The following is an 18,860-nucleotide window of genomic DNA, read 5'->3' as shown; positions in this document are numbered from 1 at the left end:
TATTCTGTGACGAAGATCGATAATCCACGGGCATTCACCTTCCGGTCGTTGTTGTTATCACGCCTTGAATTTACAGTGTCCCAAAGATTTATTTTGACTTTAGCGGAGCAGTTGAAGAATGACAAAGTATGCGTTGGTAGGTGATGTGGGCGGCACGAACGCGCGCCTCGCATTATGCGATGTAAGTAGTGGTGAAATTTCCCGGGCGAAAACCTATTCCGGGCTGGATTATCCAAGCCTTGAGGCCGTTGTCCGCGTATATCTGGAAGAACATCAGGTGAGCGTTGAAGATGGCTGCATCGCAATTGCCTGCCCGATAACCGGCGACTGGGTCGCCATGACCAACCATACCTGGGCATTCTCCATCGCCGAAATGAGAAAAAACCTCGGCTTTGCGCATCTTGAAATCATCAATGACTTCACCGCGGTGTCCATGGCGATCCCGATGCTGAAGCCGGAGCATCTGATCCAGTTTGGCGGCGCTGAACCGGTCGAGGGTAAGCCGATTGCGGTCTACGGGGCCGGTACCGGCCTGGGCGTTTCACATCTGGTGCATGTCGCTCAGCGCTGGGTGAGCCTGCCGGGTGAAGGTGGTCACGTGGACTTTGCGCCTAACAGCGAAGAAGAGGGCATTATCCTCGAAGAATTGCGCGCTGAGATCGGCCACGTCTCCGCCGAGCGCGTCCTTTCAGGTCCGGGACTGGTGAACCTGTACCGGGCGATTGTGAAATCAGACGGTCGTCTGCCGGAGAATCTACAGCCAAAAGACGTTACCGAACGCGCGCTGGCGGACAGCTGCATTGACTGCCGTCGTGCCCTGTCGCTGTTCTGCGTGATTATGGGACGCTTCGGCGGCAACCTTGCGTTGACGCTGGGTACCTTCGGGGGCGTTTATATCGCGGGCGGAATTGTGCCGCGCTTCCTGGAGTTCTTCAAAGCCTCCGGCTTCCGCGGCGGGTTTGAGGATAAAGGGCGATTCAGAAGCTACGTACAGGACATCCCGGTTTATTTGATCGTGCATGATAACCCGGGCCTGCTGGGGTCGGGTGCCCACCTGCGTCAGGTTCTCGGTCAGATTCTCTGATGCTTGGCCCTCTCCCGCGGGAGAGGGCTTTTTCTTTACAGGTGCATAAGCTGGCGGAACTCTTTCACCTTGCTGCGGCTCACCGGCACCTGAAAATCCAGATCCTTCAGGCGCAAGATATAGGTGTTGTTAAACCACGGTTCGATCTCGCGGATCTTGTTTAAATTCACGCAGAACGAGCGGTGGCAGCGGAAAAAGTGCGACGCAGGCAGCTTGCTGCAAAACTCGGTGATGTTCATCGCCATCACGTAAGATTCCCGCCGCGTATAGACAAAGGTCATCTTTTCATGGGCTTCGGCATAGTAGATATCATTGACCGGCGTCACGATGATGCGCTCATCTTTGACCAGATTGATGGTGTCGTTGTCCCTTACCGTTGGGCTGGCGTTAGCAGGGGCTGTCTGCTGCTGCCATGCGGCCTCCAGCTTTTGCAGCATGCTGACAATCCGCGATTCCTGGTAAGGCTTAAGGATATAGTCAAACGCCTCCAGCTCGAAGGCCTCTACGGCGTGCTCTTTCCAGGCGGTAACGAACACAATAAACGGCTTATGGGCAAACTGATTGATGTTTTGCGCCAGCAATACGCCATCCAGCGACGGAATATTGATATCCAGAAAAATGGCGTCGACCCGGTTATGCTGCAAAAACTTCAACACGTCCAGACCGTCATCAAACGTACCCACAATGTCCATCTGGCTGTGGGTGTTGATAAGCCAGGTTAGCTCCTGTTGAGCCAGAATTTCATCTTCGACAATAATAACTTTCATGGGTTACTCCACCTGGGGCAACAGTGATGTTGTCGAATGGACCGGAGAGCGCTCATTCGGGACGTAAAAAGCAATTTCGGTGCCCGGTTCAAGACGCTGAATGTGCAGTCCATCGCCGTAAAGCAGCTTGACCCGGTGGTGTACGTTCAGCAGGCCGATTTTATTTCCGGGCATCTCGTTAGACTCGACGCGCTCAATGACTTTAGGATCAATTCCGTGGCCGGTATCGCGCACGGCAATCCGCACCCGGTTTCCGCTTTCGGTGATGCTGATGGTGACCACCCCTTTGCCTTTACAGGGTTGAATGCCGTGAACAATCGCGTTTTCGACCAGCGGCTGGATAAGCAGGCTCGGGATCACGCAGTTGACCTCTTCATCAATATCGTAAATGACCGTGAGCTTGTCGCCAAAGCGCGCCTGCTCAATCGCGATGTAGTCTTTTATCTGATACAGCTCTTTTTTGATGTCGATCTGCTCGTCATCTTTCAGCTCGATGTTGTAGCGCAGATAGCGCGACAGATTAAAAATCAGCTGGCGCGCGGTGTCCGGATTAAGACGAATGGACGAGGAGATCGCGTTCAGCGCGTTAAACAGGAAATGGGGATTGATTTTGCTCTGCAGCGCGCGAAGCTCTGCCTTATTTGCCATCTCACGCAGCTGTTCTGCCCGCGAAACCTCCAGCTGAGTCGAGATAATCTGCGACAGGCCGATGGCCATCTCCTGCAGCGTCGAGGTGATCTGATGCGCGTGGCAGTAATAAATTTTCAGCGTACCCGTCACGACGCCTTTCTCCCACAGCGGGATCACCAGCATGGAGTGGATTTCCGGCGTTCGGTGGGCTTCATCATTGTTTTTAATAATGATTTTACCGTAGTTAATCGCCTGTCTGGTGGTCGGGCTAATGGTGTCATCGTTGTCGCGATAGTTGTGTTCCCCCACGCCGACGTAGGCCAGCACGTGGTCAATATTGGTGATGGCGACAGCGTCAGCATGAATGTCGTGGCGAATGATCTCGCAGACCTGACGCAATGATTCCGCGTTAACGTGACGGAAGAGCGGCAGCGTTTTGTTGGCGATATCCAGCGCCAGCTTGGCCTGACGTGCGGCGCTTGCTTCTTTTTCGCCTTCAACGCTTTGCACCAGCAGCACGATAAAGCCGATGCACACGCTGCCCAGAATCATCGGAATACCGATTTTCGAGACGATATCCAGCCCCAGCGCGGTGGTGGGGGCCCAGATAACGACCAGGATCATGGTCAGCGTTTCGCACACCATGCCCGCCACGATCCCGGCGCGCCAGCGCTGTTTTTTCGGGATTTTGCGGCTGATCCAGCCGGATAGCACCCCGGCGATAATGCTGGTGATAAAGCAGGGCACCGCCGTCACGCCGCCGATATCAATCAGATAGCGATGGGTTCCGGCAATCACGCCGGTGATGACGCCCACCCACGGGCCAAACAAAATTCCGCCGGACATCACGGCGATAATGCGCACGTTAACCAGCGAACCCTCTACCGGCACGCCTGACCAGGTGCTGAACAGGGCGAACAGGGAAAAGATAGCGGTAACGGCCAGCAGCTCTTTTGGCGAGTGTGCGGATTTGTGCAACAGCTCGCGAAACAGGCGAATGCGAATGAGGAAGAACAGGCAAATCAGCATTAATGCCGCACGGTCAAAAACCGCCAGCAGCATAGTAAATATTTCGTGCACGAGTAGACCTGGGAAAACGGGAAAGAACCATGATAAAAAACCTGGCGCGTATTGACCAGCTATCCGTCAGGTTTATCAAATGAGGAAAAACCATAATTTCTAAAGGGGATTGTCTGTCGGTAACGGACACGTCCTGATTTTTTATAGCCTGCGTATCGTCAGGTAACTGTTTTGATATCATCCTGTTAAATAACAGCTATCAGAAAGCCAACCCTGAAACAGGGGCTTCCGCTTTTCGTCACAGCAGGGTTCCGGTTTTCAGGCGATTGCTTTTTTTTCACTTCCCTCTCGACAGCATGATTTTTTTCAGGTTATTTTCTAAACATGCCACATCGGTGGCAACGTCGCTCGGACGGTCCGGGCGCTAACGTTAATCTGAGGAATCTATGGCTGAATTCAGTCCTGAACGCCGTTTTACGCGTATCGATCGTCTCCCCCCTTATGTTTTCAATATCACAGCTGAACTGAAAATGGCTGCGCGTCGGCGCGGCGAAGACATCATTGATTTCAGCATGGGTAACCCTGACGGCCCAACGCCACCGCATATCGTTGAGAAGCTCTGCACGGTTGCCCAGCGCCCGGATACGCACGGCTACTCAACCTCTCGCGGTATTCCCAGGTTACGTCGCGCGATCTCGCGCTGGTATCAGGATCGCTATCAGGTTGATATCGATCCGGAAAGTGAAGCGATTGTCACCATCGGCTCGAAAGAGGGGCTGGCACACCTGATGCTGGCTACGCTGGATCATGGCGATACGGTGCTGGTGCCTAATCCAAGCTATCCGATCCATATCTACGGCGCGGTGATTGCCGGCGCCCAGGTCCGCTCTGTGCCGCTGGTGGAAGGTGTCGATTTCTTTAACGAACTGGAACGTGCGATTCGTGAAAGTTATCCGAAACCGAAGATGATGATCCTCGGCTTCCCGTCGAACCCAACGGCGCAGTGCGTGGAGCTTGATTTCTTCGAGAAAGTGGTTGCGCTGGCTAAGCGTTATGACGTGCTGGTGGTTCACGATTTAGCCTATGCTGACATCGTCTATGACGGCTGGAAAGCCCCGTCGATTATGCAGGTCCCGGGCGCGCGTGACGTGGCGGTAGAGTTCTTTACCCTGTCGAAAAGCTACAACATGGCGGGCTGGCGTATTGGCTTTATGGTGGGTAACAAAACGCTGGTGAGCGCACTGGCGCGCATTAAGAGTTACCACGATTACGGCACCTTCACGCCGCTGCAGGTCGCGGCTATCGCTGCCCTGGAGGGCGACCAGCAGTGCGTTCACGAGATTGCCGCCCAGTATAAGCGCCGCCGTGACGTGCTGGTAAAAGGCTTGCATGAGGCGGGCTGGATGGTGGAAATGCCGAAGGCATCCATGTACGTCTGGGCAAAAATTCCGGAACCGTATGCGGCGATGGGATCGCTGGAGTTTGCCAAAAAACTGCTTCAGGATGCAAAGGTGTGTGTCTCGCCTGGCATTGGATTCGGTGATTATGGCGACACCCATGTGCGATTTGCCCTGATTGAAAACAGCGACCGTATTCGTCAGGCGGTGAGGGGCATCAAGAGTATGTTCCGGGCCGATGGTCTTCTCACCTCAAAGAGCGTCGCAGAACATCCCGCATCGTCATGACATAAAAAAACAGGAGCCGATGGCTCCTGTTTTTTTGACTGCATGTTCTTCACTAAATCATCAGGGCAAAGGTTCCGGCCCAGACTAAAACAATCACCGAAATGCCCATAAAGAAATATTTCACGTTTCATCGCTCCGCGTATCTTGTGGTACGCATTTAAAAACAGAGTCCACCTGATTATAGAGAGCTGAAATCCGGTCAAAACGAAAATGAGAATTTTCCCGTTACGCCGCCGACTCCAGCTCAGAATTCTGTGCTTTCCTGTTGCCAGACGGCGCTAATGTACGCCTAAAAATGAAGGGTGACAAGAGGGATTTTTTTAAATAATTTCCGCTACTTACGAGTGTCGTGGAACGGCGACAGTTTGATTTCACAACGCAATAAATTCACTTTGAGCGACGCAATGAGTGACGGGTTTTCAGCGGGAAGACAGGTGATTGAAAAGGTTAGTTTCTTAGCGAAACTAACCTTCATGAAGAGCTTAAATATAGAGCGAGGCTTCGCCAAGAGGGCGTGTTTTGAAACGACGATGCATCCACAGATACTGCTCTGGAGCACGCATGATTTCAATTTCGATGACTTTATTGATAAACGCTGCGGCTTCGCACTCGTTTTCCGGATAGTTAGCCATTTCAGGGGAGATGTGCAGACGGTAGCCTGATTTATCTGCTTTTCTCACCATCGTCACGGTCAGCATGGAGGCGCCCGATAATCGAGAAATGACAAAGGTACCGTTAGTCGTCGCAACGTCTTTCACCGCAAAGAAGGGGGCAAAGCTGCTGCCTTTACGTCCATAATCCTGATCGGGTGCAAACCAGACGGCCTCTCCTTTCTTGAGAGCGCCGACCATACCGCGCAGGTTATTACGACTGATCATCGCCTTATTGGAACGCATGCGGCCACGCGTTTGCACCCACTCCATCAGAGCGCTATTGTGCGGTCTGTAAGTTGCCATCATTGGCTGACAAAGCCCCATCACGCGGCCACCCAACTCCAGCGACATAAAGTGAACGCCGACGACCATCACGCCGCGTTTTTGCATCTGCGCGCGTTTCAGATTATCCAGTCCTTCCACGTCAAACCACTTGCGGACACGCTCATCCGGCCAGAACCAGGCCATGCCCGTTTCAAGCAGCGCCATGCCGATAGACTTGAAGTTTTCAGCAATGAGTTTTTCGCGCTCTTCGGCATTGTACTGCGGAAAACAAAGCTCAATATTTTTACGCGCGATGGATTCGCGACGTTTCAGGAAAACGCGGGAAGCGCTGCCCAGTTTCGACCCTAGCAAGCGCAGGACCGGGTATGGAAGTTGAACCAGCAGCCAGAGTACGCCAAGACCAAACCATGTAAACCAGTAACGCGGGTGTAAAAACGCGCGTTGAAATTTGGATTGAGACAAAATAGTAGAACCTATATGAAGCCTGTAAAGGTAGCGCAGAGTTTGCGATACGACGTGCCGATAAGACCGTTCTTCAAGGTGATGGTTGCAGGCTTTACCGAACTTTACGGCGTTGCCTGGCCACTGCTGATTTGGGCGGGCGACGTAATGTAGCACCGTTATACGATATGTGCTATTACTCGTTTTTGATTAAAAAAGCGGCAGCCCGAGAGGTCCTTGATTTTACAGATTTTATCGACTTTCACATGGAAAGCGCCTTTCCTGCCTCAGCGGAACGCAGTAGCGTTAGCGTTCAGAAAGAAAGCGTAACGAAAAAAATGCGTCGTTGATTTTCGCCAAATTTAATATTTACGCGTTTATTTACCCCTTCATATAATACTTAAGAATTTTCTTTATGAAAATTCTTAAGTATTATTCATGCTGTCAATGGAGTGGTCGCCTTCTTTCCTCGATTACGTTCCCCTTTTAATCTTGCCGCAATAAGATATTGCAGTTCTTTAGCGTTTTTTGGCGTGGTGCTGTGATGCAAATCAAAACAAGATGTTTTTATTAACATCTCTCTGGCTGCAATCCCTTCTGCGATACAAATATTCGATTTGTGCGAAAAGAGCAGTTTCTTTTTCTGAGTTAATTAGGCAATTTGCGATAATGTATTAGAGGAAAATTCTTAAGAAAATTCTTGTCATGGATAAATGATCTGTGTATTTGATTTTGTTTCGATCAATATTCTATTATTGCGCATCAAGAACGATACCGTGAAGTTGGCATAGCTAAACAAAGAGGGATGATTAAATGGCTGACAGTTTTCAGAATGAGGTGCCTAAGGCACGTATTAACCTGAAGCTTGACCTGCATACTGGCGGAGCAAGCAAGAAAATGGAATTACCCTTGAAATTGCTTGTTACAGGTGATTTCAGTAATGGACAGGAATCTGCACCAATATCGGAGCGTGAAAAAGTTAATATCAACAAAAATAATTTTGATAGCGTTCTTTCCGAATATTCCCCAAAAGTTAATCTGGCCGTTAAAAATACGCTGTCTGAAGATGGCGGTGAGGACAACATTCAGCTGACTTTCCAGAGCATGAAAGATTTCACGCCAGAGCAGGTGGCGGCCCAAATTCCACAGCTGAAGGCGATGCTGGCAATGCGCAACTTGCTCCGCGATCTGAAGGCCAACCTGCTGGATAACCAGACTTTCCGAAAAGAGCTGGAGAAAATCGTTCTTGACCAGACGCTTAGTGCTGAGTTGCGAAATGAGTTATCCGCGCTGGCTTCAAAAAAACCTTAATCATCATGCTGTTTTAACGGATTAATCAAGGAATGCTCATGTCTGTACAAAATAATACTGCTGGCGGGGAAAGCGTGGTGCTGGAACGCCCTGCTGTGGGTGGGGTGTACGCCTCACTGTTTGAGAAAATCAATCTGAACCCTGTCTCTGAGCTGAGCGCGCTGGACATCTGGCAAGATGCGCAGGCGATGTCGGATGCGACCGCAGACGAGCGTCTGACCGCAGGTATGCAGGTCTTTCTGGAATGCCTGACCAAGGCAGGCTCGAAGGTCGAAAAACTGGATAAAAGCCTGATCGATCACCATATCGCTGAGCTCGACTACCAGATAAGCCGCCAGCTGGACGCCGTTATGCACCATGAAGAGTTTCAGTCGGTTGAGAGCCTGTGGCGCGGAGTGAAGTCGCTGATTGATAAAACAGATTTTCGCCAGAACGTGAAAATCGAGCTTCTGAGCATGTCTAAAGAAGAGCTGCGCCAGGACTTTGAAGACAGCCCGGAAGTCATCCAGAGTGGTTTGTATAAACACACCTACATTGATGAATATGATACCCCTGGCGGCGAGCCGATCGCGGCGTTGATTTCCGCTTATGAGTTCGATGCTTCAGCGCAGGATGTCGCTCTGCTGCGCAACATCTCTAAAGTATCTGCGGCTGCACATATGCCATTTATCGGCTCAGCAGGCCCGAAATTCTTCCTCAAGGAGTCCATGGAAGACGTCGCGGCGATTAAAGATATAGGTAACTATTTTGACCGCGCAGAGTACATCAAGTGGAAATCGTTCCGCGATACGGACGACGCTCGCTACATCGGTCTGGTGATGCCCCGCGTGCTTGGACGTTTACCGTATGGCCCGGATACCGTTCCGGTTCGCAGCTTCAACTATGTTGAAGAAGTCAAAGGTCCGGATCACGACAAATACCTGTGGACGAATGCGTCGTTTGCCTTCGCTTCCAACATGGTGCGTAGCTTTATTAATAACGGCTGGTGTGTCCAAATCCGTGGCCCGCAGGCCGGCGGTGCGGTTCAGGATCTGCCTATCCATCTTTATGATCTGGGGACAGGCAATCAGGTAAAAATACCGAGCGAAGTGATGATCCCTGAAACGCGTGAATTCGAATTCGCGAATCTGGGCTTTATTCCGTTGTCCTACTACAAAAACCGCGACTACGCCTGCTTCTTCTCAGCAAACTCCACTCAGAAACCGGCGATGTATGACACCGCTGATGCAACGGCCAACAGCCGTATCAATGCGCGTCTGCCGTACATCTTCCTGCTGTCGCGTATCGCCCACTACCTGAAGCTAATTCAGCGCGAGAACATCGGTACCACCAAGGATCGTCGACTACTGGAGCTGGAACTGAACACCTGGGTCCGCAGTCTGGTGACAGAAATGACCGATCCGGGCGACGAGCTGCAGGCGTCTCATCCACTGCGTGATGCAAAAGTGGTGGTGGAAGATATTGAAGATAACCCAGGCTTCTTCCGCGTGAAATTGTATGCGATTCCACACTTCCAGGTGGAAGGGATGGACGTCAACCTGTCGCTGGTTTCCCAGATGCCGAAAGCGAAATCGTAATAACAGGCAGGAAGCCGATGAAAACGGAACAACCGTTATGGGGTAGGGGCATTATGGTCGCTCCCCAGCATTTTCAGCAACAGGTCGCTTATGCGGCCTGGTCTGCCGAGTGTATTGCCCGGCTGGGCCTCTCCTGCCCGTGGGGGGTTATAAATGCTACCTTCGAGCCGGAAGCTCTCAGGCTTGGACGTCTGCAGGCCCGTCATCTGCATGTCCGTTTTCAGGACGGTACGCTGATTGATACAAACAATGCTGATTCGCTGCCACCGGTACTGTCGCTTGAAAGCGAATCGCAGGAGGTGACGGTGGTGCTGGCGCTCCCGCTACTGCGGGCGAACGGCGGCAACTGCCTGAAACCCGATGAGGTGGCCGAGCGTCCGGTGCGATATCGTCAGCGCTGGCGGGATGTACGCAATACCTTTGGGGAAGACACTCGTCAGATTGCCGTGATGCAGCCGGAACTGACGCTGCGTTTTGCGCATCAGAACAACAGCGATTATCTGACCTGTCCGGTCGCCCGCCTGCAGCAGGACTCACAGGGGATGTGGTTACTGGATGAGACGTTTCTCCCTCCGTTGTTGACCCTCCAGGGCAGCCGTTGGCTGGTAACTCAGCTGGAACAGCTGATGACCCAACTGCGGGCCCGACTGTGCCGTCTGATGGCAATGCGGCGTGAAAGCAATGAGCGTATGGCAGACTTCGCCGTGGCTGATGTATCACTGTTCTGGCTGCTAAATGCGCTGAACAGCGCCGAGCCCGTGCTCGGACAGTTTCAGCGATACCCGCAAAGCCCACCGGAGCGTCTATATCCGGAACTTTCTCGCCTGGCGGGGAGCCTGCTGACCTTCTCCCTGGAGCATCAGGTGAGCGCCATTCCGGCCTGGCATCATGAGCAACTCAATGCAGTGTTTCCACCGCTGTTTGACTTGCTTGGCGATCTGCTTGAAGCCAGCCTGCCGTCACGGGTGGTGGCCCTGGCACTCGACTATGACCCACGGCTGCACTTCTGGCAGGCTCGCCTGCATGACCCGCGTCTGCGCGAAGGGGCGGATTATTACCTCTCAGTGCGTTCACCGATGCCGGTGGCACAGCTGCAGGAACAGTTCCCACGTCAGTGTAAGGTCGGCAGCCCTGACCATGTCAGGAGTATCGTCAATTCATCACGGGTGGGGGTGCCCCTGGTGCCACTGCGGCATGTGCCGGCTGCCATTCCGCTTCGCCTGGAAAATCAGTATTTCAGTCTCGATCTCTCCCATCCTCTGGCGACTGAAATGCTCCAGAGTGGGACATGTATGTTTTACGTCCCGGGCATGCTCGGCGAGCCTGAACTTGAACTCTTTGCGGTATTGAGAACATGAGTGAACGTAAACACGGCGCGGTCGTGTCTGTTGATATTGACGCACTGCTGCAGGATACCTGGCTTCAGGTAATCAGCCTTCGCCATGGCCCGCAGTTTCAGGAAGGAGAAGGTCGGGTCTTGTGGGAACGCTGTATCGCTGATGTGGAACGCGTTCAGCGTGAACTGAAAGCGAGTGAACTCGATGAAGCCAGCTGTAAGCATATCCTCACTGCACAATGTGCATTGCTTGATGAGGCGGTCAAAGGGCGCGGTGTAGAGGATGATGCCTGTGTGCAGTGGTATGACATTCCTCTGCAGGGACACTTCCTTGGCACAATGGACGCGGGTGACACTTTGTGTGACAGGATGCGCGATGTGCTGAGTGAACCTGCATCAGACAATGCCGTACTGACCTGTTTTCAGCGTGTAATGATGCTCGGATTTCTGGGAAACTTTCGCTCGCTGAACGATCCAGAACGCCAGAAGCTGTTCAGCGCTCTCAATGAACGTGTTACGCCGTTCAGCTATCCGCAGACTCACCCTGTTCTGGCAGAAAGCCGCACGGGGCGCGGGGCGGGTGGCTGGCTGGCGTCATGGCCCGCGCGCATAGGCCTGAGCGTGATTGTTATTGTCGCGCTCTGGTGGGGACTGGATCGCTGGCTCGATCAGATGCTGCTGACCCTGTTGCCGGGAGTCGCAAAATGAGTCCTGTACAACAGCGCGTTCTTGCGCTGTGGGCCGCCCTGCTGAGTGCCGTGGTCTGTCTGGCTTTTCTGCCTGTATCCCGGCTGGCTTCAGTGCTCGTTTTGCTGGCGATGTTCGGGGTTATCGTCGCGTTCTGGTATATCGCCAGATTTCGTAGGGAGCATGACGTCACCCTGCATCTGGATGACCTTCCTGAAACCACTTACCGTCAACCCGTGGTGCTGGTTTGTGGCGATATGCCTCTGACCTGGCCGCAACAGTCACCGGTACTGATGGTCACGCAGGGATGCTGGATCCGCGTTGAGGACCATCAGGATCTGGAACATGTAGCCCGTCAGATTCTGTGGCAGCGTCCGGACTGGGGGCGTCAGCTGTCGGTGATGGTCAGTGTCTGCCCGCAGAAACACGTCGACAGCGAAGCCCTGACAAGTCGTCTGCTGGCTTTGCGCTGGCAAATCAGCCAGTTGCGTAAAGAAACGGGACATTCTGTGCCATTGATTCTGAATGGTCAGATCGGCAGTGCGATGACGGATGACATGCTCTGGCAGGCCGCTATTCCGGGTGAAGGGTGCACTGTCTGGCGTGAGTCGAATGCGCCTTGTTCGATCGCCGCGTGGGTCACCACTGGTGGTGCGCCTGTGATGCAGCAGCAGGTGCTGATGAATAGCCTGATGAGCTGGTTCCATCAGCATGTCCAGGCGGTATTCATCGATGAGAATCCTGATGTTCCGGCCATTGTGCCTGCAGCGTTGCTGTGGGGAATGGGGCCGATTCTTGCCGGAAGCCTTGCGTCCTCTGCCTGGACGGCGTGGTTATCACGTCATACTGCCATGCAGCAGGTAGCCGGCTGGCAACCGGTAGGGACGGACAGTACGGTGATATCACCCTTCCCGGATTTCATCCTGCCGCTGTTACCGGAAGGAAGTGGACTTACTCCCCGGACCCGCATCTGGCGCTGCGCCCTTGGTCTTTTCACCCTGGCGGCCATCGCCGCGCTGCTCAGCAGTGGCTGGAACAATCGCCAGCTACTGCATCGCGTGAGCTTCGATATAGCCCGTTACGACAGCCTCTCCATCGATGATTATGGCCCGAAGGCTACCGCCGTTGCGGTCCTTCGCGAGAATGCGGCGCTGCTGGACGACTATGCACGTAACGGTGTACCGGCCCGGTTGGGTCTGGGGCTTTATCAGGGAGAACGTTTACGGATGCCCCTTCTGGACGCGATCCGCTCGTATGTGCCGCCGCCTCCTAAACCGCAGCCAGCACCAAAACCGGTTCCGAAAATAGTAAGGCTGGACAGTATGTCGCTGTTCGATACCGGCAAGTTCGTGCTGAAAGCCGGCTCTACCAAAATGCTGGTGAATTCACTGGTTGGCATTAAAGCGAAGCCGGGCTGGCTGATTGTCGTGTCAGGGCATACCGATAACACCGGCAATCCGCAACTTAACCAGACGCTGTCTCTGAAACGCGCCGAAGCGGTACGCGGCTGGATGCGGGATACCGGCGACGTACCCGAAAGCTGTTTTGCGGTGCAGGGCTATGGCGAAAGCCGCCCTGTCGCAACCAACGACACCCCGGAAGGGCGTGCGCTTAACCGCCGTGTCGAAATTAGTCTGGTACCGCAGGCGAACGCCTGTCAGATACCCGGCAAACACCCGGCGTCATCGCAGGATGATGGCGCTTCACTACACAATGGAGAGTAATTCCATGGCAATTCCTGTTTATCTTTGGCTGAAGGACGACGGCGGCGCGGACATCAAAGGGTCTGTTGACGTTCAGGATCGTGAAGGCAGCATTGAAGTGGTCGCTCAGGAACATAATCTGTACATCCCGACCGACAACAACACCGGCAAGCTGACCGGTACCCGTATCCACACGCCGTTCCTGTTCACGAAGGAAATCGATTCCTCTAGCCCGTACTTGTACAAGGCGGTGACCACCGGTCAGACCCTGAAATCCGCTGAATTCAAGTGGTACAAAATCAACGACGCGGGCCAGGAAGTGGAGTACTTCAACACCAAACTGGAAAACGTGAAGGTAGTGAAAGTGAATCCTGAAATGTATGACATCAAGGATCCTTCTAAAGAGAAGCACAACCACCTTGAACGCGTTGAACTGCGTTACGAAAAAATCACCTGGACCTACAAAGACGGCAACATCATTCATTCCGATTCCTGGAACGAACGCGCCACGGCGTAATCCTGATGCGGGCAGGTTTTCCTGTCCGCAGTTTTTTGCTGAGTGCCTGAGATGCGGGCACTCAGCAAAGAAAAAATCTGCCTGCCTGACCTTATGCGCTTTGGTGAACAGCGAGGGGCGGTAGCGTGTCCAGGAACCGACAAAGAGAGAATCTCATGGAAAATCCAGCCATCCTGTTACGTCGTCTGAACCCTTACTGTGCCCGAGCGATGGAAGGCGCAGCTTCGCTCTGTCAGACCCGTGCCCATGCCGAAATCCTGCCGGAGCACTGGCTGCTTAAGCTGCTGGAGCAGGGGGAAGGTGACCTGACGGTGCTGGCACGCCGCTACGAGTGGGATATGGATGGCATCTGGCAGGATCTGCTCGGCTGGTTCGACAGACAACCTCGCTCCGTGCGCCATCGGCCCCAGCTCTCTGATGACATCCAGACTCTGATGCAGCAAGCCTGGCTACTGGCCTCACTCAATGGTGAAGAGCACATTCGCAGCGTCCATCTGCTGATGGCCCTGGTGGAAAAACCGAAACTGGCACGTTGTGACGGCCTTTGGCCGTTGTTAACGCTTGGTCAGAGCCAGCTGGAGCGCCTGCGACCTTTGCTGGATGCGCAATCGGATGAACGTCCGGAAATGCAGCACGAAGCCGAGCTGGCACAGAGCCACGGTGGTGAGGTGGAGTTTGTCGGGCGTCCGGCTGGCGTGGAAATGAAAGAGGGGGAGCTGAGCCCTGCGCTGCAGAACGCGCTGGATAAATTCACCCTCGACGTCACCGCCAAAGCGAAGGAAGGGAAGATCGATCCTGTGTTTGGCCGCGACACAGAAATACGCCAGATGGTGGACATCCTCTCTCGTCGCCGCAAAAACAACCCGATTCTGGTCGGCGAGCCGGGCGTGGGGAAAACTGCACTGGTTGAAGGTCTGGCATTGCGTATTGCCGAGGGTAATGTGCCTGAATCACTGAAAGCGGTCACTCTGCGTACCCTTGATCTGGGCCTCCTGCAGGCCGGTGCAGGCGTGAAAGGCGAGTTCGAACAGCGTCTGAAAAACGTCATTGATGCGGTGCAGCAATCCCCGTCCCCGGTCCTGCTATTTATTGATGAAGCGCATACCATCATCGGCGCGGGCAACCAGGCGGGGGGCGCCGATGCAGCGAACCTGCTGAAACCGGCGCTGGCGCGTGGCGAACTGCGTACCATTGCGGCCACCACCTGGTCTGAATACAAACAATACTTCGAGCGCGACGCGGCCCTGGAGCGTCGTTTCCAGATGGTAAAAGTCGATGAGCCTGACGATGACATCGCCTGCCTGATGCTCCGTGGTCTGAAATCCCGCTATGCCGAACACCATAACGTGCACATTACCGACGATGCGGTGCGCGCTGCTGTTACGCTTTCCCGCCGCTATCTGACGGACCGCCAGCTGCCGGACAAGGCGGTTGACCTGCTCGACACCGCCGCAGCCCGCGTCCGGATGAGCCTCGACACGGTGCCGGAACAGCTGACCTGCATTCGCTCGCAGATTACCTCTCTTGAAATGGAGAAGCAGGCGCTGCTGGAAGATATTGCTGTCGGCAATCAGAGCCATGGTGAACGCCTGACCGTCATTGAGCAGGAAGAGAACGCTCTTATCGTTGCCCTCGATGAGCTTGAAACACAGTACGGGCAGGAACTGAAACTCACCGAACAACTGCTGGAAAGCCGCCAGGACATCTCCCGTCAAAGCGAGACGCACGCGCTGCAGCAGGAACTGAACGGCATGCAGCACAGCAACCCGCTGCTCTCCGTGGATGTGGATGTACGCACGGTAGCAAACGTGATTGCAGACTGGACAGGCGTGCCGCTGTCATCGCTGATGAAAGATGAGCAGACCGAACTGCTGACCCTTGAAAATGGAATGGGTAAACGTGTGGTCGGACAGGATGTGGCGCTTGAGGCCATCGCCCAGCGTCTGCGTGCGGCAAAAACGGGTCTCACTTCCGAGAATGGCCCGCAGGGTGTATTCCTGCTGGTGGGACCGAGCGGGGTGGGGAAAACCGAAACCGCGCTTGCGCTGGCCGATGTCATGTACGGCGGTGAGAAGTCACTCATTACGATTAACCTCTCCGAATACCAGGAGCCGCATACGGTTTCCCAGCTGAAGGGCTCCCCTCCGGGTTACGTGGGTTACGGTCAGGGCGGTATTCTCACCGAAGCGGTACGCAAGCGTCCGTACAGCGTGGTTTTGCTCGATGAAGTCGAAAAAGCCCACCGCGACGTGATGAACCTGTTCTACCAGGTCTTTGACCGCGGCTTTATGCGCGACGGAGAAGGGCGTGAAATCGACTTCCGCAACACCGTCATTCTGATGACCTCGAATCTCGGCAGCGACCACCTGATGCAGCTGCTTGACGAACAGCCGGAGGCCAGCGAAGGCGATCTTCACGAGCTGCTGCGTCCGATACTGCGCGATCACTTCCAGCCGGCGCTGCTGGCCCGCTTCCAGACCGTGATTTACCGCCCTCTCTCGGAAGCAGCCATGCGTACCATCGTGGAAATGAAACTCTCACAGGTTAGCAAGCGTCTGCATCGACACTACGGCCTGAGCACGCACATTGATGAAAGTCTTTATGATGCCCTGACTTCAGCCTGCCTGCTGCCAGATACCGGTGCGCGTAACGTCGACAGCCTGCTCAATCAGCAAATTCTGCCGGTGCTCAGTCAGCAAATGTTGACCCATATGGCCGCAAAACTGAAACCACAGTCATTACGCTTTAGCTGGAGTGAGGAAGAAGGGATCGGGCTGGAATTTGATGTGAAACAGGGAGTGGACGCATGAGTAATAATCCTCCATTAAGATACAGCCATAGCCACCACCTGCTGTCGGTGAAGGGATGTGACACAGAACTCGACGTGCTGTCTTTCGAAGGTGATGAGGCTCTTAGCACGCCGTTCCGCTACCGTATTGAATTCACCAGCAGCGACCACGCTATCGCCAGAGAGGCGATGCTGATGAAGCCCGGTTCGCTGACGCTGCAGGCCCCGGTAGACCAGGGTTACGGCATTAAAGTGCAGCAGCCGGTGCGCACCCTTCAGGGCGTGGTGACCGGTTTTGAACGCCTCAGCACGTCAAAAGATGAAACCCGCTACGCCCTGACGCTCCGGCCACGTCTGGTGCTGCTCGACCGCTCGCACCAGAACGCCATTTACCAGGACATCTCGGTTCCGCAAATCGTGGAAAAAATCCTGCGCGAGCGCCACGGTATGCGCGGCCAGGATTTTCTGTTCTCGCTGTCAAAAGAATACCCGCGTCGTGAACAGGTGATGCAGTACGGTGAGGACGACCTGCACTTTATCACCCGCCTGCTGGGTGAGGTCGGTATCTGGTTTCGCTTCACCACCGACACGCGCCTCAACATTGACGTGGTGGAGTTTTACGACAGCCAGCAGGGGTATGAAAAAGGTCTGACGCTGCCGTCGGTACCGCCATCGGGCCAGCATTCAAAAGGCGTGGATTCGGTCTGGGGCATGGAGTGCCACCACAACGTGGTGCAGAAGCAGGTCAGCACCCGGGACTACAACTACCGTCAGGCCACGCAGGACATGAATAGCCTGGTGGATGCGACCCGCGGGGATGTCACCACCTGTGGGGAGGCTTACCACTGGGGAGATAACTACCTGACGCCGGGCAGCGCGCATGAGCGTAATCCGGCACCCGAGTCCGGGGCGTTTTATGCCCGCATCCGGCACGAGCGCTACCTGAATGGTCAGACCCGGGCGCAGGGCATCACCAGCTGTCCGACCCTCTCGCCGGGTCAGGTACTGAAAGTCACCGGCGGGTATGAAGTGGCCGATGTGTTTGCGCAGGGCGTGGTCATCACGGCGATGCGTACGTATGCCCGCCGCGATAAGGACTTTGCGGTTGATTTTGACGGCATTCCGGACAGCACCGATTTTGGTTTCCGCCCGGAACCTGGCTCACGCCCGGTGATGGCCGGTACGCTCCCGGCCCGCGTCACCAGCACCACCGAAAATGACACCTACGGGCATATCGATAAAGACGGTCGTTACCGCGTCAGCATGCTGTTTGACCGTGATAACTGGGAAACCGGCTTCGAGAGCCTGTGGGTACGCCAGTCGCGCCCGTACGCCGGCGACACCTACGGCCTGCACCTGCCGCTGCTGGCGGGCACCGAAGTGGCGATTGGCTTTGAGGACAGTAACCCGGACCGGCCGTACATTGCCGGCGTGCTGCACGACTCGGCGCACGGCGACCACGTCACCATCCGGAACTACAAACGCAACGTCCTGCGTACCCCGGCGAACAACAAAATCCGCCTCGATGACGAGCGTGGAAAAGAGCACATCAAGGTCAGCACGGAGTATGGCGGCAAGAGCCAGCTGAACCTCGGCCACCTGGTCGACAGCGAGAAACAGCAGCGCGGCGAGGGGTTTGAGCTCAGGACGGACAGCTGGGGTGCCATCCGGGCGCAGAAAGGGATATTTATCAGCGCTGATGGCCAGATGAAAGCGCAGGGTCAGGTGCTGGAGATGCAGCCTGCGGTCAGCAATCTGGGTGATGCCCGGGAGCAGATGACGTCTATCTCCGATGATGCGCAGAAGGCAACCGCGAACCCGGCCGATCTCCAGGCGCAAATCAAACTGCTGGAACAGCAGCTGACAGACCTCAAAAAATCAGTGCTGCTGCTCAGTGCACCGGATGGAATGGCGCTGACCAGCGGACAACATCTGCAGGTATCAGCCGGGCAGAACCTGATAGCCACGGCCGGTAAAAATGCCGACGTCAGCGTGGTGAAAAATCTGTTCGTCGGGGTAGGTAATGCCCTGAGCGTGTTTGTTCGTAAGCTGGGGATCAAGCTCATCGCGAACCAGGGGCCAGTGAAAATACAGGCGCAGAATGATTTGATGGATCTAATAGCCCGCGGCGAACTAAATCTCATCAGCACCGAAGACGAAATCCATATAACTGCGAAGAAAAAAGTCACGATTAACGGAGGCGGAAGTTATATCACGCTTGATGCCAATGGTATTGAGTCAGCCACTCAGGGGGAATACCGGACCAAAGCCGGTCATTACGGGCGAAAAGATAAGGCCGATGATCCAAAAGACTTCCCTAATGTGGCACCAGAAACTACGGAACCTTCCAGCAAATTCAGCTTTTCCTGACAAGGA

15 protein-coding genes are annotated in these 18,860 nt (G+C 54.5%); 11 read left to right on the top strand and 4 right to left on the bottom strand.

Translation table 11 applies throughout. The features are described 5' to 3' along the window. Positions 1–118: 118 nt before the first annotated feature. Positions 119–1,084: a glucokinase gene (gene glk, locus FOY93_RS15975; protein ID WP_115875942.1), complete on the top strand. Its 966-nt coding sequence runs from the start codon at positions 119–121 to the stop codon at positions 1,082–1,084. Between the two features lie 35 nt (positions 1,085–1,119). Here glk and FOY93_RS15970 read toward each other — a convergent pair whose 3' ends face one another. Together FOY93_RS15970 and FOY93_RS15965 are read right to left on the bottom strand one after the other, a co-directional pair. Continuing rightward, entirely contained in the window at positions 1,120–1,851 is a 732-nt protein-coding gene (locus FOY93_RS15970) for a LytR/AlgR family response regulator transcription factor (RefSeq protein WP_111965218.1), read from the bottom strand. Between the two features lie 3 nt (positions 1,852–1,854). After that, positions 1,855–3,561, bottom strand: a complete 1,707-nt coding sequence (locus FOY93_RS15965) for a sensor histidine kinase (RefSeq protein ID WP_115875940.1) — start codon at positions 3,559–3,561, stop codon at positions 1,855–1,857. Positions 3,562–3,947: 386 nt separating this feature from the next. Here FOY93_RS15965 and alaC point away from each other — a divergent pair, with 386 nt between their 5' ends. Next, positions 3,948–5,186, top strand: coding sequence for an alanine transaminase (gene alaC / locus FOY93_RS15960; RefSeq protein ID WP_023308710.1), 1,239 nt, complete (start codon positions 3,948–3,950; stop codon positions 5,184–5,186). Between the two features lie 52 nt (positions 5,187–5,238). Here the strand turns inward: alaC and ypdK are convergent, their stop codons facing one another. Then, positions 5,239–5,310 (bottom strand): membrane protein YpdK, encoded by a 72-nt coding sequence (gene ypdK, locus FOY93_RS15955; protein WP_099458937.1) that lies wholly within the window; start codon positions 5,308–5,310, stop codon positions 5,239–5,241. A gap of 358 nt (positions 5,311–5,668) precedes the next feature. Beyond that, positions 5,669–6,589, bottom strand: a complete 921-nt coding sequence (gene lpxP / locus FOY93_RS15950) for a kdo(2)-lipid IV(A) palmitoleoyltransferase (protein ID WP_136195586.1) — start codon at positions 6,587–6,589, stop codon at positions 5,669–5,671. Between the two features lie 12 nt (positions 6,590–6,601). On the opposite strand from lpxP, the gene FOY93_RS23555 reads away from it, so the two are divergent. The 9 genes from FOY93_RS23555 to FOY93_RS15910 all read left to right on the top strand — a co-directional run bounded on the left by FOY93_RS23555 (position 6,602) and on the right by FOY93_RS15910 (position 18,854). After that, positions 6,602–6,739 carry a hypothetical protein gene (locus FOY93_RS23555; protein WP_168708026.1) on the top strand — a complete coding sequence of 46 codons (138 nt, stop codon included), beginning with the start codon at positions 6,602–6,604 and terminating at the stop codon, positions 6,737–6,739. A gap of 639 nt (positions 6,740–7,378) precedes the next feature. Next, positions 7,379–7,876 carry a type VI secretion system contractile sheath small subunit gene (gene tssB / locus FOY93_RS15945; RefSeq protein WP_111965220.1) on the top strand — a complete coding sequence of 166 codons (498 nt, stop codon included), beginning with the start codon at positions 7,379–7,381 and terminating at the stop codon, positions 7,874–7,876. Between the two features lie 32 nt (positions 7,877–7,908). After that, positions 7,909–9,453, top strand: coding sequence for a type VI secretion system contractile sheath large subunit (gene tssC, locus FOY93_RS15940; protein ID WP_143345375.1), 1,545 nt, complete (start codon positions 7,909–7,911; stop codon positions 9,451–9,453). 17 nt (positions 9,454–9,470) lie between these two features. Beyond that, the gene (gene tssK, locus FOY93_RS15935; RefSeq protein ID WP_136195525.1) at positions 9,471–10,811 is read left to right on the top strand and encodes a type VI secretion system baseplate subunit TssK; all 1,341 of its coding nucleotides are present in this window, start codon (positions 9,471–9,473) and stop codon (positions 10,809–10,811) included. After that, positions 10,808–11,497 carry a type VI secretion system protein TssL, short form gene (tssL, locus tag FOY93_RS15930; protein WP_136195524.1) on the top strand — a complete coding sequence of 230 codons (690 nt, stop codon included), beginning with the start codon at positions 10,808–10,810 and terminating at the stop codon, positions 11,495–11,497. The genes tssK and tssL overlap by 4 nt, the downstream gene beginning before the upstream one ends. Continuing rightward, positions 11,494–13,200 (top strand): OmpA family protein, encoded by a 1,707-nt coding sequence (locus FOY93_RS15925; protein ID WP_136195523.1) that lies wholly within the window; start codon positions 11,494–11,496, stop codon positions 13,198–13,200. Before tssL ends, FOY93_RS15925 begins: the two co-directional genes overlap by 4 nt. Positions 13,201–13,204: 4 nt before the next feature. Next, the gene (gene hcp / locus FOY93_RS15920; RefSeq protein ID WP_023325816.1) at positions 13,205–13,696 is read left to right on the top strand and encodes a type VI secretion system effector Hcp; all 492 of its coding nucleotides are present in this window, start codon (positions 13,205–13,207) and stop codon (positions 13,694–13,696) included. Positions 13,697–13,851: 155 nt separating this feature from the next. Continuing rightward, positions 13,852–16,506 (top strand): type VI secretion system ATPase TssH, encoded by a 2,655-nt coding sequence (gene tssH, locus FOY93_RS15915; RefSeq protein WP_136195522.1) that lies wholly within the window; start codon positions 13,852–13,854, stop codon positions 16,504–16,506. Then, the gene (locus FOY93_RS15910) at positions 16,503–18,854 is read left to right on the top strand and encodes a type VI secretion system Vgr family protein (RefSeq protein ID WP_143345374.1); all 2,352 of its coding nucleotides are present in this window, start codon (positions 16,503–16,505) and stop codon (positions 18,852–18,854) included. The genes tssH and FOY93_RS15910 overlap by 4 nt, the downstream gene beginning before the upstream one ends. Positions 18,855–18,860 lie beyond the last annotated feature (6 nt).

This window comes from Enterobacter sp. 18A13, assembly GCF_007035975.1.
In the GTDB taxonomy this organism is placed as follows: domain Bacteria; phylum Pseudomonadota; class Gammaproteobacteria; order Enterobacterales; family Enterobacteriaceae; genus Enterobacter; species Enterobacter vonholyi.
This window is presented reverse-complemented; position numbering and strand designations above follow the sequence as displayed.

Coding starts and splice junctions, on each gene's coding strand:
- FOY93_RS15970 (WP_111965218.1), bottom strand. CDS start 1,851: ATGAAAGTTATTATTGTCGAAGATGAAATTCTGGCTCAACAGGAGCTA.
- tssK (WP_136195525.1), top strand. CDS start 9,471: ATGAAAACGGAACAACCGTTATGGGGTAGGGGCATTATGGTCGCTCCC.
- tssH (WP_136195522.1), top strand. CDS start 13,852: ATGGAAAATCCAGCCATCCTGTTACGTCGTCTGAACCCTTACTGTGCC.
- FOY93_RS23555 (WP_168708026.1), top strand. CDS start 6,602: ATGAAGCCTGTAAAGGTAGCGCAGAGTTTGCGATACGACGTGCCGATA.
- tssB (WP_111965220.1), top strand. CDS start 7,379: ATGGCTGACAGTTTTCAGAATGAGGTGCCTAAGGCACGTATTAACCTG.
- hcp (WP_023325816.1), top strand. CDS start 13,205: ATGGCAATTCCTGTTTATCTTTGGCTGAAGGACGACGGCGGCGCGGAC.
- tssC (WP_143345375.1), top strand. CDS start 7,909: ATGCTCATGTCTGTACAAAATAATACTGCTGGCGGGGAAAGCGTGGTG.
- FOY93_RS15910 (WP_143345374.1), top strand. CDS start 16,503: ATGAGTAATAATCCTCCATTAAGATACAGCCATAGCCACCACCTGCTG.
- FOY93_RS15925 (WP_136195523.1), top strand. CDS start 11,494: ATGAGTCCTGTACAACAGCGCGTTCTTGCGCTGTGGGCCGCCCTGCTG.
- tssL (WP_136195524.1), top strand. CDS start 10,808: ATGAGTGAACGTAAACACGGCGCGGTCGTGTCTGTTGATATTGACGCA.
- glk (WP_115875942.1), top strand. CDS start 119: ATGACAAAGTATGCGTTGGTAGGTGATGTGGGCGGCACGAACGCGCGC.
- alaC (WP_023308710.1), top strand. CDS start 3,948: ATGGCTGAATTCAGTCCTGAACGCCGTTTTACGCGTATCGATCGTCTC.